Origin of the sequence: Streptococcus oralis, from assembly GCF_023109315.1 — a bacterium.
Taxonomy (GTDB): Bacteria; Bacillota; Bacilli; order Lactobacillales; family Streptococcaceae; genus Streptococcus; species Streptococcus oralis_BS.
This window is the reverse complement of sequence record NZ_JALDUF010000008.1, coordinates 1-16,177: the sequence shown is the minus strand read 5'-3', so window position 1 is coordinate 16,177 and position 16,177 is coordinate 1. Positions and strand designations below refer to the sequence as shown.

Sequence of the window (16,177 nt, the reverse complement as noted above, 5' to 3'; positions counted from 1 at the left end):
TTCGCTCCGTGAGCAACAGCTAGGAGGGGAATCGCACCTCTCTACGCTACCCTAGCTTGTTTAGTCTCTTCAACCTTTTCAAGAACTAAGATTGTAAGAGCCATTTCCTGAAAATCTTTGTCGTCAAATCCTATAACGTCTCCGTAAACTCTGATGGCCGTTAGTAGTGTGTTGTACAATGCGTACATATCATCTGACGATAGTTTTTCACGATCTAGGATTTCTCCTAATTTAAGTGAGCGTTCTCTGCGGTTCTTAACTTGTAAGATTTCTTTCGCTAGTGCAATTTGTTCTTGTGTTGTAAGTCCTTTATTCATTGTGTTTCCCTCCGGTTTGTTTTTTTGTTATTTCCTTAAGCTTGATTTAAGTATATCACCATTTCGGTGACCTGTCAACAGTATTTTAATTAAAAAGTAAAAAAAGTTGCGTTTTCGGTGACTTTTTTATATAATCTACTTATAGAATTACTAAAATTGAGGTACGGAATATGGATTTGAAAAAATACATCGGAAACCAAATTAAAACTTTTCGAAAATCAGCCGGTTTTACTCAAGATGAACTTGCAAAAAGATTGAATACTACTAAACAAACTATTAGTAGATATGAAAAAGGAGATAGGAAAGCCAATCAAGACATGCTCTTTGAGCTTTGTGATATTTTCGGTGTCTCAATAGATGATTTTTTCCCTTCTCAAAACGAGACTCTTCAATCCCCTACCACTTCCCCCATCCAAACCATCTACGACCAGTTACACCAGCCAAGGAAAGCCAAAGTCCTGACCTATGCCGAGAGGCAACTGGAAGAACAAAACGAAGAAGAAACGAAGGGAAACGAAGTATCGGAAGTTATTCAGCTCTACGGTTACGACTACTACGACCACCCAGCTTCTGCAGGTACAGGCCAGTATTTGAACGATGTACGAGTAGAGCGGATTGAGTTGCCAGTAGATATCGATGCCGACTTCGTCATTCCAATCAAAGGGGACTCTATGGAACCTGACTATCACGACGGCGACCTGGTATTCATTCAGACTAGCGTGGACTTAAATAACGGTGTTATCGGAGTATTCAACTACAACGGCGATGCTTATATCAAGCAGCTTGTCATTGACAAAGAACAAGCATACCTACATAGCTTAAATCCAGCGTACAAGGATATGCCAATCACACCAGAGACAGACTTCCGAATTATCGGTGAAGTCGTGGATTTGTATAGAGAGGGATAATATGAGTAGTGAAAGCAGACCAATGGAAGTGATTAAACACAACCTAGATTGTCAATGTCATAGACGTAGAGAGTGGATTAGAGTCAATGACGATTGGCATGCTATCGAGTTTTCAGTAGACGATCCAAACGAACCTCCTATGACCGAAGAAGAAAAAGCCAATGTAGCCTTAATTATTCAACAACACTTATCAAAAAAATCCGAATAACAAAAGACTCTATAAAGACGCGCTGAAGAGCCTTGACGTCCCTACAGAGTTTGATTACTTAAAATTCATGTCTTACTACAATCTAAAAACCATGACAAATGAAATCATGGTAAAAGAGGAATATTATAATTTAGCAAATATAGTTTAAGGAGATGTTATGAAAAAGGAAAAAAGTTCTAATTCAAAGCCTTTTTATAAAAAAGTCTGGTTTTGGATATTGATCATTATCTTAACAATTGGTGTATCGAATAGTCTTACAAAACAATCTTCCAGCAAAATTGACGAAGAAAAAACAAATGCACTTAAAACAGCTCAAGAACTTGTCGAAAGTAAAGCGTCATTTTCTGAAAAAACACTTCTTTGGTATTTAACAGAAAGTGCGAGTCACAAATATTCGAAGAAAGCTGCTCAATATGCTGTTGAGAATGTTGGTGATGTTTGGGTTAATGAAGCGCTCGATATTGCAAAAGAAGAAAGAAGTGAAGGTAAGACTGACCAAGAAATACTTAAAAGTTTGACAGATAAAAATGCTCAGTTTACTGAAGAGCAGGCCCTGAAAGCTATTGAAAAATTAAATGAATAAAAAAATCCCCACACTCGCCATCGCCAAACTTTGAGTGTGAGGCTTCAACCTTCCATATAGCAAGCAATGGAAAAGATGATAAAAAAATACAACTATAGTTTATCATAAATTCTACACCTTTTCAACTATGCGGGCAAGCAATCGAAAAGAAAGGACTTTTTATGATAAAAAAATACATTACAAAAAAAGGAGAGACTAGATACCTCTTTCAAACATACCTGGGCATAGACCCTGCAACTGGAAAAGAAAAACGCACAACAAGACGTGGTTTTAAAACTATAAAAGAGGCAAAGGCTGCCGAACGTGACCTTCTCTTAGACGTTGAAGAGAATGGTTTTTCAAACAATGAAGATTTCCAGAACCCTACTTTTGCTGAAGTCGCTGAGTTATGGCTTGATAGCTATAAAAGCACTGTAAAACCAACAACATATCAGAACGTTAAGAAAAAACTTAATGTTATGATTGACTCATATTTTACAGATATGAAGATTCAGCAAATCAGTGTCGCTTATTGTCAGAAGGTTGCTATCAAGTTAAGTAATCGCTATATCCTATATGCTAATTACTACTCTGTCATCAGCCGTATTTTCAAGTATGCCGCTTCTCTTGACATCATTAAGTCAAATCCCTTAGACAAGATTATCAAGCCTAAAAATAAACCCTTAAAGGGCAAAGAAAACTACTATACAAAACAGGAACTAACTGAGTTCCTTAAAGTTTACAAAGCAAATTGTAAGCCAGTCGACTACACTTTTTTCCACTTGCTCGCTTTTTCTGGATTGAGAACTGGAGAGGCTATCGGCCTCATGTGGTCAGATGTTGACTTTGAAAATAAACGGTTAAGCATTTCTCGCACGGCTGTCGTGATTGGCAAAAAACAAACTGTTCAGGACCCTAAAACCAAAAGAAGCAAGAGAGTTATCACCTTAGATGATGAAACTCTGAATGTTTTGAAACTCTGGAAACGACAGCAAATAAAAGAATATTTCCAAACTGGTGTGCCTTACAAACATGATTTGAATTATATTTTTACGAATGACATAGGTGGATGGCTTTTGGCTGCGACTATGAAAGTGAAACTTAGCAGATTCTTTTGTAAACACAAAGATCTTAAAAAAATTTCGCCTCACGGATTTAGGCATACACATGCTTCTCTTCTATTTGAAGCTGGTGTTACAGCAAAAATCATTTCAGATAGACTCGGTCACAATAATGTTCAAATCACCCTTGATATGTATACCCACATCAATGATAATCAACGTGTTGAAGTCGTTGACCAGTTCATGGATTTCATCCGCTCCAGCTAAAAGTAAAGTCGTATTCAATCTCGTATTCACTTTTACTTAACACGCTAGAAGTCCACTGGTTTCAAAGGATTAGCAAGCTGTGTACTATTTATGGTATAATGAAAGAATGAAATACCCAAAAATTGATTTAAAAACCATTCGTCTGCAGACTAGGCAGTTTCAGGCTGAAAACCCCCGCCTCTTTCTCGTCTATCTCTTACCTAGCATACTGGTCATCTTATCAGGCTTTCTCAACCCCTTGGCTCGTCTCCAAGAAAGTGTTTTAGAGCAATCCTTTTTCAGCATGCTGGCACAAGTGCTCCAAGCCTATCTCTTCCCGCTAGTGGTTTCTTTTGTGAGCACGATTTTTCTAGCAGGTGCTGCCTTTGCGACACTCCGACTCCTCAAGGATCCTGATACAGAACTCTCAGTAAAATCAAGTCTAGCCCTCTTTGCTGAAGAGCGCTTCTCGCAAACCTTCCTAACCCTGCTCCTCAAACGTTTCTACCTCTTTTTATGGAGCATTCCAAACTTAGTAGGCGTTTATTTTCTCTTTTATAGCAATCTCTTGGCTAGGAGATTTGTTGCCCTACATCCTGAATTTCCAAAATTAGACCTCTCATCCGTTGAAACGGAGCAGTTCCTTATGACCTTTGGACTCTACTTTTTCGCGAGTCTCATCTTGATGATTGTGGGCAATATCCTCTATATCCCGCAACATTATGCTTACTCGCAGGTAGAATTCCTCCTCTGCGACACTCTGGATTTAGGACAGGTTAAACCCCGTCAAATCCTGAAAACCAGCCGTTTCTTGATGAAGGGTTACAAGTTTCAACGCTTTGTCCTCGACCTACAACTACTCCCTTGGTACTTCCTCAACTGGCTCACTTTTGGAATTGCTAGCTTTTCAATCCTTCCCTATATCCAAAACAATCACATCTTCTTTTACAGAGCCCTACTAGCCCGTAAACGTCGAAATGGATAAGAGCATACAAAAACCAGCGTCGTTCAGGACGCTGGTTTTCTTATTTCAAAAGTAACATACTCAGCAGAGTCAAAATAGCAGGCCCACCTTGCTTCAGAATAATCTTCTTGTCTGCTGTCAGAGAACCGTAGGTCGCTGCACCAAGCACAAATAAAACAAAGATGGTCACAATTTCCAAACTTTGTGAGAAATAAATCCCGTACAAGAGAAAGACACCTATCAAGGCATTATAAATCCCTTGATTTTTAAATAATGAACTCACTGAAGGACGAGCCAGTTCTTCTTTATCCACATTAAATACGCGACTAGTAGTATCTGATTGCGTAGCCACACTTTCCAAATAAAAAATGTAAAAATGCTCCAAAGCAACGATAGTTGCTAAAATAATTGTAAAAATAGACATATTCTTCTCCTTAAATTTTTATCTCTTCTAAGCCAGATATCAACTTTTCTAACAAGCGACTGAACTCTTCTCGCTCTCCTTTTGTAAGTACACTCTCCATCTGACTCTTTACGTTTATATGTTGTTGAGGCGGATTGATTACTAGTTGTTCTCTCGCAAAGTCTGTCACTTCCACCAAAACCTCCCTCTGGTTTTCAGGATTCCGACGCCGATTAACCAAACCTTCCTTTTCCAAAATTTTAAAGTGCCGTGTCAAGGCCGCCTGGTCGATTTGCAACTTCTCCTGAACGGCAATCTGGTTGCAGGGTGACTGCTGCAGTAAAAACTGCAAGATTTGATAGCGGGTCAAACTAATTCCCAATTGTTTTTCAAAGAGTTGAGTGATCATCTGATCTGTTAAATGAAGCTGGTACAGTAAGTCGTTAATTTTTTTCATTTCTACCTCCTTGCGTACACTTGATTTATCAACTATTGACCTATCAAGTATATTACAGAAAGATTAAAAACGCAACCATTTTGCTTACTCACGAAAAATAGCCTCTTGGTTTCAATCCCAAAAGGCTATTATTTCTATATTCTAGATAAAATCCAGCACTAACCTACCAAATCTGCTCGAAGGATTTCTCCCTCTTTATCAATGACAACTTCGATGACATGGCCTGCAAAAATTTCCTCGCTATCATCATAGTAGAGGGTCAATTCCCCGTCTTCGTTGATCGATAGTTCACTCAAGGAAAGAGAGTTGGTAAAATACTCTTCTGTTAACTCCACATCATTTTCATCTGAATCTATCCAATCTTGAGCTGTTTCCCACAGTTCTTTGACAATATAGTCTTTAATCCGAGTATCTTGAACTTGGAAAGTTCCCATAAATTTCTTTAGATCATCAAAAGAACTTGGAGGGAGACTTTCATCTGCACTCGCAGCAAAGATAGCATGAATCTTACCACCCTCGTAAGTGATAAATCCTTCAAACCAAGAATAGGCTCTGTTTAAGGTGAATTCGCCAATATCGTCTTGAATGATGACCGGTTTTTGATAGGTTTCAATCAAGGTCTCTAACCTAGAGTCTGAGGATTGGTCATCTAGGTATTCCAGCAAGTGGTAGCAGTTATTAGCTACTTCTGACATATATGGCTCTAACTCCATGAAGGGGCGTTTTTGACATTTGATATGATGAATTTTGTAGGGTTCAAAACTAAAGCCCCATCTCTTTTCTTCAAATTCCTCAGGAGTCAATACCCATTCCAAACGTCCCTCACGTTCAGAGAATTCCTGGGTTGCAACATTGACACTAGCTTTAAAATGAACGGACGGCATTTTACAACCATCTTTTAAAGAAGCGGCCCCAGTTACATTTTGGAGGGTAAAAATCAAGAATTCGACAATTTCACCACAAAATTCCTCTTCAAAATCATCTCTTGTTTTCTCAAATGGAGTTTTTAATCGATTTGTCATTCACTTCATCCTTTCTCTCTATGCTTAAAAGAGTTAGTATAGTTTTGTATTCGCTTACATTTTAACATGTTTTAGATTTTATTTCACTTATCAATACTATTTTACACAAAAAGAAGCTACACTTTTAAATGTATAGCTTCTTATTATTCTTAATTCATAGATACGTGAACGTGGTTATAGTGATTTTCGGTCACACTACCACGGTCTGGCATTTGATTCCAAGTGTAGGCAGGTCCATATTTACTATCGTATGGAGCGTAGAAACGTTGTTTCCAGATGATGTAGTTGATACCACGGCTAGCCATATTTTTGACTGCATATTCTGCAATTTGATCTCCGAGTGCTGAACTCACTGGAACCATAAAGTCGATGGCCAAACCTTTACCATGATCCCCACTGTCACCAGGACGGTAGCCACTAAAGGATGTAATGCCAAACAAATTCGCTACTTCTTCTTTAAAGGCTGCCGTCTGTGGTTGAAGACCAGCATTCTCAGATTTAGCTACAGCAAGCCCTGCATAATCAGGAGCCGCTGGAGCAGCATACGTTCTTGAAGGAGTTTGACTTTGCTCTGCTTGATAAGTCAAAGTTGTAGTATCAGAATTTGTTGTTTCTTCTGCTGCACTTGTTTCCGTTGTATCAGCAGGCGTTTCAGTTTCTGGTGTTGCAGCTGGAGTTGTTGCTACCGTTTCCTCCGTAGCTGGAGTCGCTGCTTGAGGAGCTTCTTCTTCAACCGGACTAGTGGTTTCAGTTGTTTCAGCTACTGGTGCTTCCTCTGGAGTCGTTTCAGCTGTTTCTTCAGCTACAGGTGTTTCTGTAGATGGTGTCTCTTCAGCAACTGTCGCTGTCTCAGAAACTTCTGAACTTGGCGCTACTTCTGCTGGTTTTTCAGTCTCTGTTGCAGTTGGAGCTTCCTCAATTGGTTGAGAAAGGTCTTCTACTTGAACTGTTTGTTCATCGACGGTTACTTGGTTGGTTGTCAAATCAGCTGTCGCAGTCGTCACTTCTTCACTAGCATCTGCTTGAGGAGTTTGGATCTCAACTTCCGTTACTTCTTCTGCTTCATTGACAGTTGTAGTGAGGACAGTATCTGGGAAAATCAAGTCCATATTGGTGATTTTGTTCAAATTTGCAAGAACTGTGACATCTACACCCAAGGCTTCTGCAATGGTGCTCAAAGTATCACCATACTGTACTGTATAGCTTGTTTTGTTGTCCGTTTTAGTCAAATCGTTTTGGATTTGCTCAACACTACGTGCAGTCCAAAGGACTTCTTCTGCTTGGGTTGCCAATACTGGGGCAAATGACAAGGCTACTGTTGAGGCTAAAATAATTCTTTTCTTCATTCTTTCATATTCCTTTCAAATGAGTACCCGTCTATCATAACACAAAAAAAGCAGAAAAAAAGCCCTCTCGGGCCTATTTAATAGAACTGTCTATTCCTTGTAACAAACCCGATTACTTGAAACAGTTTGTTAGGTCTCTGTCACACAACTGACACAATCTTCTCGTTACTTACTCTCAAAAATATGAGGAATATCTGCTAACTCTTGAATTCTGTGATTGCCTTCAAAAGAAGATTCTAAAAAGTTGATGCTTTGAATACCACTATTCTGGGCAAATTTCACATCCAAAGTCCGGTCTCCTATATAATAGGTGCTCTCAGGATCCAGCTGATACTTGTCTAGCAGATAGTTAGTCGCTTCTGGACTGGGCTTGCGCGCAAAACCACTCTGACTGGTTAAAATCTCTGTAAAATAGGATTCCAATCCCAGATCCTTTAGAATAGTAAAAGCATTGTCCCCTTTATGAGTGTAAACAAAGTTCCGAATCCCTACTTGGTCTACCCAATTCAACACCTCACGCGCACATGGCATCAAGACTACCTGGGCATTCTTCTCAGCCAGACTCTGGGCACGCACCTGATTGAGCACTTCCACATCCAGTTTTCTCTCTTCTGACACCTGCACAAGCAAATCCTGCACAGAATACTTGAGGATAAACTCTCTCACTTTCTCCTTATCATAAGGAATAGAAAACTGAGCAAAGGTCTCCTCAATCCCTGATAAAATCGCTTCGTAAGAATCCAATAAAGTCCCGTCTAAATCCCAAATAAAAGCTGTTTTTTGCATTTCCTATCCTTTCAACATCATATAACGTTGGTAACGGTAACGTAGAAATAACCAACGGAAACCATTATCCAAAAGAGTCCCTGCCCAAATACCAGGCAAGCCCCAACCAAGAACAATGCCCATCAGATAAGCTGTCCCAATACGGATACACCACATCCCTATACTTGTCGCATAAAAGGGAAGGCGAGCATTTCCCAATCCCTGCCAAACCGCCGTATAAATAACTGTCCCTGTCGCCATGGGAGTCCCTAGTAGTGAGAACAGTGCCACCAAAACGCTAGCTTCAACCGCTACAGGATCGGTCGTATATAGATGAGTCAGTGGTATCCCTAAGGCATAGATACTAAGTGTCAAGGGCAACATGAGGAGCAGAGAAAGCCAAAAGGTTTGTTTACTCAAATTATCTACTCTTTTCCAATTATCCTCTCCAACTGCTCGAGCCACCAGCATGACCGTTGCCGTAGCGACGCCAAAGGCAGGCATATAGTTAAACTGGGTCAAAACCTCCCCGATTGCATTTCCCGCTACTGCCTCCGTCCCAAAAGAAACGACCAAAGCAATGATCACTACATCTCCAGCCCTCATCATAAGCCGCTCTCCAGCTGCTGGCAAAGCCAAGGTCAGTAGGTCTTTATCCAGTCCAAAAGTCGGTTTCGTATAAGGAAGTTTTAATTGTGACCACAAAATCACAAGACCGACTAAGCGAGACAAGATAGTCCCCCAAGCAACACCCGCTATGCCCATATCAAGGATAAAAATAGCTAGACTGGAAAAGAGAATATTCAAGGCATTGGATAAAAGACTAACATAGAGGGGGAGACGAGGATTATGCGTTGCACGAATCAAGGCTCCTAAACTGGTCATTAATCCCAAGAGAACAATTGATCCACCCACCAAAGATAGATAGAGTCCTCCACTTTCGGCCACATCCTGTTCAGTCCCCAAAAGTCCTATCATCTCTTGTCCAGCGAAGATAGACAAAGCTCCTAAAAGGAAACTTAATAGTAAAGTAATCTTCAACGCCTCAGTCACATGATAGGCTAGCTTAGACTGATCCTTCTGCCCCAAACTTTTTGAAATAACGCTGGAAATAGCAGCTCCCAAAGCGATGAAAATCGCCTGGTAAATCGTGATAATATTGCCAGCCACTGAAACACCCGAAATAGCGATTAAGCCCAAGTGAGCGACCAAGTAACTGTCCACCATCCCCATGAGCATCTGTAAAAAGTTTTCACCCATAGCTGGCAAGGCAATATTAAGAATATCTTTATTTTTCTTAAACAATCCTTCCTCCTGATGAAAAGAAACTCAGTTGGTTTCCCAACCGAGTTTACTCCCTCTGTCCTAAAGTCCTAGATAAGCCTCAACCGCTGCTTGCATGTCAGCAGCCGGCACTGTTGTTTTATGACGAACTGGAGCCGTTTCAAGGCCATCCACTGCTGGTGGCACTGCCACTCCTGAGATTTCATGTAATTGAGCCAAAGCTTCAAAGTCAGTTAAGCCTGCTTTTCCTGTTACCGCTTCTACGGCAACCACTGGGAACTTGTATGGACTAGCTGTTGAAGCAATCACTGTCTTAGTCGCATCGCCAGTAGCCGCTTGGTATTTTCTATAAACAGCTGAGGCAACCGCCGTGTGTGGATCCTCGATGTAGGCATCTGTTTGATAAACACGTTTAATTTCTGTCGCAGTTTCTTCCTCAGTTGCATATTCAGCTGCAAAGAGATCCAGAATCTCTGCATCAAAGTCTGTCAATTCATATTGTCCTTGTGTACTCAAGGCATTCATGAGTTCAGCTGTCTTAACCGCATCATTCCCCAAAAGATGGAAAATCAAACGCTCCAAGTTTGAAGATACTAAGATATCCATAGATGGACTAGTTGTTACTTTAAACTCACGTTTCTTGTCGTAAACACGAGTTTTAAAGAAGTCAGTTAAAACATTATTGTCATTTGAAGCACAGATCAATTTGCCAACTGGCAGACCAATTTGTTTAGCATAAAAGGCAGCCAAGATATTTCCAAAGTTTCCTGTTGGTACTGTGAAGTTGACCTTATCACCAGCTACAATCTCACCAGACTTGACCAACTGAGCATAAGCATAAACATAGTAGACAATCTGTGGTACCAAACGACCAATGTTCATAGAGTTAGCTGATGAAAATTGCAGTTTATTGGCAGCCAACTTTTCACGAAGAGCTACATCGTTAAACATATGTTTGACGTTAGTTTGCGCATCATCAAAGTTTCCATCAATAGCGATAACATGAGTATTGTCGCCAGTCTGAGTAGTCATTTGCAACTCTTGTACCTTGCTAACACCATCCTTTGGATAAAAGACGATAATCTCAGTACCAGGTACATCGGCAAACCCTGCCATAGCCGCTTTCCCAGTATCACCAGATGTCGCTGTCAAAATGACGATTTTGTTCTCCAAACCATGCTTTTTAGCAGCTGTCGTCATAAAGTATGGCAAGATAGACAAGGCCATATCCTTAAAGGCAATCGTTGAACCATGGAACAATTCCAAGTTGTATTGCCCATCCAGTTTCACCAAAGGCGCAATCGCTGGAGTATCAAACTTGCTATCGTAGGCATTGTTGATACAGTAGTCCAACTCCTCAGCCGCAAAGTCATCTAAAAATGCAGATAAAACTAACTTAGCCACTTCTTGGTAAGAAGCATCTTTTAATGTGTCAAAGTTCAAATCCACCTTTGGATAAGTAAGTGGTGTAAACAGACCACCATCCGTCGCCAAACCTTGCAAAATAGCTTGGCTGGCAGTTACTGTATTATTGGCATCACGCGTTGATTGATAAACTAATGTCATGAATCTCTATCCTTTATCTATAGTCTCTTCTATTATATCATGATTTTTCAGAAAATTCTCGCTTTATAACAAAAATTATAACCCCAATTTGTCTCTCAAAGGCTGTAAATAAACCATTTCTTGCTTATCTCTTTTCTCCAGTCCCTCCTCTGCCAGGATGAATAAGTCTTTTGAAAACTCAGAAATCGCAGCTTCTTCCTCATATGTGAGTTTTTTCCTAGAAAATTGCCGTCTCAATGACTTGTAATCACGACCAAATGTGATAAAAAATAGAGCCTTTTGCAAATAAGTTTCTAATTGATCTAAATTCACCAACAAACCTAAGTGAAAAGCCGTCGCAGCAAAGGTCCGATTCAAGGGTTGCGTACACACACTACGAAATTCAATAGTTCCTCGAGTCGTTAAGTCTTGGTACTGGTAACTACGATGAGTTTCAAAATCCTTCTCCTGAGGATAAAGAAGAATCTCCCCCCCATCAAGAGCAAAGGCATGAATTTCAGGGGTTCCTAAGTAATCTTTTGCTCGAATCGGATAAAAATAATAGGTCTGTCCATCACGTTCCGCAGTAAAAATTGCAGAATGATTTAGATAGTCAAAAAAATCATCCTCATCTTTAAAGAGTCTAGCATTGACACCTACATTCTCTGGATAGATACCATGCATGGATTCTTCCCAAAAAATATCTCTTGAAACTTTGGTATCCCAATCTGCCCCTGAAAACTCAGAATTTGCAAACAAATAAGCTTTGACAGCTTCAATCTGAGTAAAAGCGTTGATAACACGCAGATAGTTGGACCTTGAAACATCCAGCTGAACCTGACTCCCACAGATAAAGGCTCCATACTCAGGAAAATGATGTAAATCTGATTTAGTAACATTTCTACTCAAATTCAAGTAGTCCATCAACATCTGATAGCGGGGATAAGCCACTGGACAATTCTCATTTTTATCCCAGTTGGGATGAATGCCGTAGCCAACAATAGCATGATTAGCTTCACCCAACTTATTCTGAATCGTAGCCATATAGAAATCAAAGCGTTCTTCTACCTCTTGGATAGATTCGGCCTTTCCGAATGCAAACTCAATTGTCGTATAAGCAACCTCAAACAAGATCGTATCTTGGCTGACTGGATCAAGCAACTGAATTGGATTCCCAAAATCATCCACTTTTTCGATAGTAAAGCCCAGTACTGATGGTAAATACCGAAAGAGATCCTTAACAACTTCACCATCTGTAGCCTTACCCTCTAAATTTACAATAGGATATTCTAACTCAATCCCAATAAATAAATTTGGGTTCTCTTTTATATTCTTTAAGTAACGTTTCTTTAGTAATTCAACAGACCGAGACATTAATCACCAAACTCTTTCATAATCAAAATAAATTGTGAATAAGTAATATTATACCAAAAATCTAAGCAAAAAAGATTAGAATGGCACTCAAAAATAAGGCTCTATAATTTCTGTAGTGGGCAAAAGCACTGTAGGAATTATGGAGCTGTAGAAAAAAAGTCCCATAAGATCTATAATGAAAAGCGACCAAACCATCATTAGAAAGAATCATATGGAACAATTAAATTTTATCACAAACCTACTCGATATCAAAGACCCAAACATTACCATCTTGAATATTCTCGATGCTAGAACACATAAAGAAATTATCGCTAAGCTAGATTATCCTGCCCCTAAGTGTCCACATTGCCTAGGGCAAATGACCAAATATGACTTCCAAAAAGAATCTAAAATCCTCTATCTAGAGTGTGCAGGCTATAAGACACTCATTCGATTGAGAAAACGTCATTTCCGTTGTAAAGTCTGTGGGAAAATGGCTGCCGCAGAGACTTCCTTAGTCAAAAAAATCACCAAATCTCAACTATCGTCAAACAAAAATCACCCAAAACCAATTGTGGAAGCCTCTATGATAGCCATCGCTGGAAGCTTGGCTGTCTCTACTTCGACAGTCATTCGTAAATTGAAAGAATTCAAATTCAAGACAGGTCCTAACTACCTTCCAGAACACCTGAGCTGGGAGGAATACAGCTTCAAGAAAGACAAGATGAGCTTCATTGCACAGGATTTCGATTCCAGAAAAAGCAGAGCTATCTTAGGCGGGTGAACTCAAGAAACGATTCGCAATCACTTTCTACGCTATTCAAAACAGGTTAGAAATGGGGTGAAAGTCATTACCATGGACATGTTTAGCCCCTACTATGACTTAGCTAGACAACTTCGCTTTCGAATTTCTAGGCTCAGGCTGAAACAGTCTCCCAGACTGTTTCACTCCCAAATGCTAAAATCATGCTGGACCGTTTTCACATTGTACAACATCTCAGTCAGCCTATGAACCATCTTCGTATCCAAATTATAAAGTAATTGGTTTGAAAAACTCACAAGTACAAGGCACTCAAACGCTACTGGAAACTCATTCGCTCAAGAGGGATAATCGAAAACTCAGCGATAAACGATTGTGTCATCCAACTATTCGCATGTATCTGACCAACAAAGAAATTCTAGGAAAGGCCCTTGCATACTCTCAAGAACTTAGAGAGCACTATGAACTCTATCAACTATTACTGTTTCATTTCCAAGAGAAACAGGCTAATTCATTTCTTTTGTCTTATTCTAGTGTAAATCCTATCTTTCTAACAACTGTTTTTTAGACCTTTTTGAAAGATAAGGACAATATCATGAGCGCACTGGAACTGCCCTACTCAAACGCGAAACTAGAAGCTACCAACAACCTCATCAAACTCATCAAACGAAATGCCTTTGGTTTTTGGAACTTTGAAAACTTCAAAAAACGGATTTTCATCGCTCTAAACATCAAAAAAGAAAGGACGAAATTCGTCCTTTCTCGATCTTAGCTTTTCTTCAACCCACTACAGTTGACAAACATACTAAGATTAGTAGTGAAGAAATCTCCGACGGGAGAGAGTACTCACTACTTTTTCTTTATGTTAAAGTAGTGGTGTCTTGTAAAGTCGTAGGGCTCTATGGCGCTAGACGTCGCTTGACAAACTGGCAAGACACCTTGTTTTAGGTGGAGTTTGATCAAAGTATGTGGGACGCTAAACGTCGCGTATTGAAAATAAAATCACTAAAACATGGAATTATTCAAGACAAAAGAGGTAATGTCATGTGTACAGTATTTGGAATTGATGTACGTAAAACAAGTTCTGAGGTGGCAATTTTAGTCAACGGCGAAAAGGTTCATGGCTACACCATACTCAATGATGACATTGGATTCAATCGCCTGTTGGGGGACTTGAAAACTGTTCATAACCCTGAGATTATATTTGAGGCCACAGGAGTCTATTCTCGACGTCTTCAGGCCTTTCTTGAGGAATGTGGTTACGCTTATACACGGCTAAATCCACTGGAAGCTAAGAAGCAATTGGACAGTCTGCGAGTTCGTAAAACAGATAAAATTGACGCTGAAAAGTTGGCTAAATCTCAGCTTGTGCACAATCGTAAACCAACTTACGTGCAGGAAGAAGTTTATCAACACCTGCGTGATTTAAGCCGTTTCTATCAAAATATGACTGAAGATCTTGTTCGAGCTAAAAACCGTCTGCACAAGGTCCTTCAAGTCACCTTTCCTGAATTGGAAAATCTCTTATCCACACCAACTGGAGAGCAATATTGGAACTTAGTGATGGCTTTTCCATGTAAAGAATTTGTATTAAACCCATCTCAAAGTGACTTGCGTGAGATTATCCGTCAATCTACCTCCAAACGAATCTCTGAAAAGCGTATTGCTTACCTGACTGATAAACTTATAAAACTCGCTAAACAATCTTTTTGTGCGGTCAAGAAAACCTCTCCAATGCTTGAAGAGGTTCGTTACTATGCTCAAGAATTGCTTCGTCTTTCTGAACGCAGACAAGTTGTCTTAAACGACATGGTAGCTCTAGCTCAGCCTTTGCCAGAGTATGATATCTTACGGTCAATCCCTGCCATATCGCGGATTTTTATGAGAAACGAAAAAGACAATCGACAATAGCTTCAACTAAGCCACATGCGATTGCCTCTATACATCGTCTCATTCGAACAATGTATTACCTCATTACGCATAACAAACTTTACGATTACTCTTTGACCCAAAATCAATAAAGCTATCTATGCCGTATTATTGTAACACCTTGTTTCAAAAAATACCAGATGAGGTGTTTTTTAGCATGCCCTTTTATGGATCAAAAAGTGTTAAAAATAAGACACTAACCTCAGAATAGCTACTGTCTTATCTCTTTTTTTACTTAAAGCCTTGATAGACTTGACAAATGGTAGAAAAGAGCCATAAAAGATTAGTAATTTTTAGTAACTCAAGCAAATACAGGTAATCAGATAAAAGAAAAGACAAGGCTCGAAAACCTTGTCTTTATTACTATACCGGCGGCCGGGGTCGAACCGGCACGTCCTTGCGGACACTGGATTTTGAGTCCAGCGCGTCTGCCAATTCCGCCACGCCGGCAAATAGTAACTGGGGTAGCTGGATTCGAACCAACGCATGAGGGAGTCAAAGTCCCTTGCCTTACCGCTTGGCTATACCCCAATAATATAAAATAGGCGAGTGATGGGGATCGAACCCACGCATGCCAGAGCCACAATCTGGTGTGTTAACCACTTCACCACACCCGCCATAATTTTATTAACACGGGCAGTAGGAATTGAACCCACACTGAAGGTTTTGGAGACCTTAGTTCTACCTTTAAACTATGCCCGTAACTAAAGCAATGGAAGGGGAGGGATTCGAACCCCCGAACCCGAAGGAGCGGATTTACAGTCCGCCGCGTTTAGCCTCTTCGCTACCCTTCCAAGTTATAAATAAAATATGGCGCGAGACGGAATCGAACCGCCGACACATGGAGCTTCAATCCATTGCTCTACCAACTGAGCTACCGAGCCAATATTGCGGGAGCAGGATTTGAACCTACGACCTTCGGGTTATGAGCCCGACGAGCTACCGAGCTGCTCCATCCCGCGTTAATATAAAAGGAGGATGTGGGATTCGAACCCACGCACGCTTTTACACGCCTGACGGTTTTCAAGACCGTTCCCTTCAGCCGGA

At 40.2% G+C, this 16,177-nt stretch carries 14 protein-coding genes, 7 tRNA genes and 3 pseudogenes; 8 read left to right on the top strand and 16 right to left on the bottom strand.

What is annotated here, in order from left to right; translation table 11 throughout:
* Positions 1-41: 41 nt before the first annotated feature.
* Complete coding sequence (locus tag M1F74_RS08850) at positions 42-317, bottom strand: hypothetical protein (RefSeq protein WP_247946880.1); 276 nt, start codon at positions 315-317, stop codon at positions 42-44.
* A 170-nt stretch (positions 318-487) separates the two neighbouring features.
* Here M1F74_RS08850 and M1F74_RS08845 point away from each other — a divergent pair, with 170 nt between their 5' ends.
* The 6 genes and pseudogenes from M1F74_RS08845 to M1F74_RS08820 all read left to right on the top strand — a co-directional run bounded on the left by M1F74_RS08845 (position 488) and on the right by M1F74_RS08820 (position 4,287).
* Positions 488-1,225 carry a helix-turn-helix domain-containing protein gene (locus M1F74_RS08845; protein WP_247946879.1) on the top strand — a complete coding sequence of 246 codons (738 nt, stop codon included), beginning with the start codon at positions 488-490 and terminating at the stop codon, positions 1,223-1,225.
* A gap of 1 nt (position 1,226) precedes the next feature.
* Positions 1,227-1,433 (top strand): hypothetical protein, encoded by a 207-nt coding sequence (locus M1F74_RS08840; protein ID WP_247946878.1) that lies wholly within the window; start codon positions 1,227-1,229, stop codon positions 1,431-1,433.
* A 7-nt stretch (positions 1,434-1,440) separates the two neighbouring features.
* Positions 1,441-1,581: pseudogene (locus M1F74_RS08835) on the top strand (ImmA/IrrE family metallo-endopeptidase); the annotation flags it as partial.
* A gap of 9 nt (positions 1,582-1,590) precedes the next feature.
* A complete protein-coding gene (locus M1F74_RS08830; RefSeq protein ID WP_247946877.1) occupies positions 1,591-2,016 on the top strand; it encodes an Ltp family lipoprotein in 426 nt (141 codons plus the stop codon).
* Between the two features lie 161 nt (positions 2,017-2,177).
* Positions 2,178-3,323 (top strand): site-specific integrase, encoded by a 1,146-nt coding sequence (locus M1F74_RS08825; RefSeq protein ID WP_247946876.1) that lies wholly within the window; start codon positions 2,178-2,180, stop codon positions 3,321-3,323.
* Positions 3,324-3,429: 106 nt separating this feature from the next.
* Positions 3,430-4,287, top strand: a complete 858-nt coding sequence (locus M1F74_RS08820) for a DUF975 family protein (protein WP_247946875.1) — start codon at positions 3,430-3,432, stop codon at positions 4,285-4,287.
* Positions 4,288-4,327: 40 nt separating this feature from the next.
* Here M1F74_RS08820 and M1F74_RS08815 read toward each other — a convergent pair whose 3' ends face one another.
* From M1F74_RS08815 to M1F74_RS08780, 8 genes are all read right to left on the bottom strand, one after another.
* Positions 4,328-4,690 (bottom strand): DUF1304 domain-containing protein, encoded by a 363-nt coding sequence (locus M1F74_RS08815; RefSeq protein WP_247946874.1) that lies wholly within the window; start codon positions 4,688-4,690, stop codon positions 4,328-4,330.
* 10 nt (positions 4,691-4,700) lie between these two features.
* On the bottom strand, positions 4,701-5,126 hold the full coding sequence (locus tag M1F74_RS08810; RefSeq protein WP_247946873.1) for a MarR family winged helix-turn-helix transcriptional regulator: 426 nt from the start codon (positions 5,124-5,126) through the stop codon (positions 4,701-4,703).
* A gap of 158 nt (positions 5,127-5,284) precedes the next feature.
* Positions 5,285-6,148 carry a DUF2262 domain-containing protein gene (locus M1F74_RS08805; protein WP_000184914.1) on the bottom strand — a complete coding sequence of 288 codons (864 nt, stop codon included), beginning with the start codon at positions 6,146-6,148 and terminating at the stop codon, positions 5,285-5,287.
* A 149-nt stretch (positions 6,149-6,297) separates the two neighbouring features.
* Positions 6,298-7,494 carry a LysM peptidoglycan-binding domain-containing protein gene (locus M1F74_RS08800; protein WP_247946872.1) on the bottom strand — a complete coding sequence of 399 codons (1,197 nt, stop codon included), beginning with the start codon at positions 7,492-7,494 and terminating at the stop codon, positions 6,298-6,300.
* A 165-nt stretch (positions 7,495-7,659) separates the two neighbouring features.
* Positions 7,660-8,280 carry an HAD family hydrolase gene (locus M1F74_RS08795; RefSeq protein WP_247946871.1) on the bottom strand — a complete coding sequence of 207 codons (621 nt, stop codon included), beginning with the start codon at positions 8,278-8,280 and terminating at the stop codon, positions 7,660-7,662.
* A gap of 3 nt (positions 8,281-8,283) precedes the next feature.
* Entirely contained in the window at positions 8,284-9,564 is a 1,281-nt protein-coding gene (locus M1F74_RS08790; RefSeq protein WP_247946870.1) for an MATE family efflux transporter, read from the bottom strand.
* A gap of 60 nt (positions 9,565-9,624) precedes the next feature.
* On the bottom strand, positions 9,625-11,109 hold the full coding sequence (gene thrC, locus M1F74_RS08785) for a threonine synthase (RefSeq protein ID WP_247946869.1): 1,485 nt from the start codon (positions 11,107-11,109) through the stop codon (positions 9,625-9,627).
* A gap of 75 nt (positions 11,110-11,184) precedes the next feature.
* A complete protein-coding gene (locus tag M1F74_RS08780) occupies positions 11,185-12,462 on the bottom strand; it encodes a gamma-glutamylcysteine synthetase (RefSeq protein WP_247946868.1) in 1,278 nt (425 codons plus the stop codon).
* Between the two features lie 211 nt (positions 12,463-12,673).
* Between M1F74_RS08780 and M1F74_RS08775 the strand changes: the two are divergent.
* Both M1F74_RS08775 and M1F74_RS08770 read left to right on the top strand, forming a co-directional pair.
* Positions 12,674-13,973 (top strand): annotated as a pseudogene (locus M1F74_RS08775) (transposase).
* 272 nt (positions 13,974-14,245) lie between these two features.
* Positions 14,246-15,222, top strand: a pseudogene (locus M1F74_RS08770) (IS110 family transposase).
* 274 nt (positions 15,223-15,496) lie between these two features.
* Here M1F74_RS08770 and M1F74_RS08765 read toward each other — a convergent pair.
* The 7 genes from M1F74_RS08765 to M1F74_RS08735 all read right to left on the bottom strand — a co-directional run bounded on the left by M1F74_RS08765 (position 15,497) and on the right by M1F74_RS08735 (position 16,092).
* Positions 15,497-15,580: transfer RNA gene (locus M1F74_RS08765), tRNA-Leu, on the bottom strand.
* 9 nt (positions 15,581-15,589) lie between these two features.
* A tRNA-Gln gene (locus M1F74_RS08760) sits at positions 15,590-15,661 on the bottom strand.
* Positions 15,662-15,674: 13 nt separating this feature from the next.
* Positions 15,675-15,747: transfer RNA gene (locus M1F74_RS08755), tRNA-His, on the bottom strand.
* Between the two features lie 14 nt (positions 15,748-15,761).
* A tRNA-Trp gene (locus tag M1F74_RS08750) sits at positions 15,762-15,832 on the bottom strand.
* Positions 15,833-15,843: 11 nt separating this feature from the next.
* Positions 15,844-15,924, bottom strand: a tRNA-Tyr gene (locus tag M1F74_RS08745).
* Between the two features lie 17 nt (positions 15,925-15,941).
* A tRNA-Phe gene (locus M1F74_RS08740) sits at positions 15,942-16,014 on the bottom strand.
* A 4-nt stretch (positions 16,015-16,018) separates the two neighbouring features.
* A tRNA-Met gene (locus M1F74_RS08735) sits at positions 16,019-16,092 on the bottom strand.
* Between the last annotated feature and the right edge of the window lie 85 nt (positions 16,093-16,177).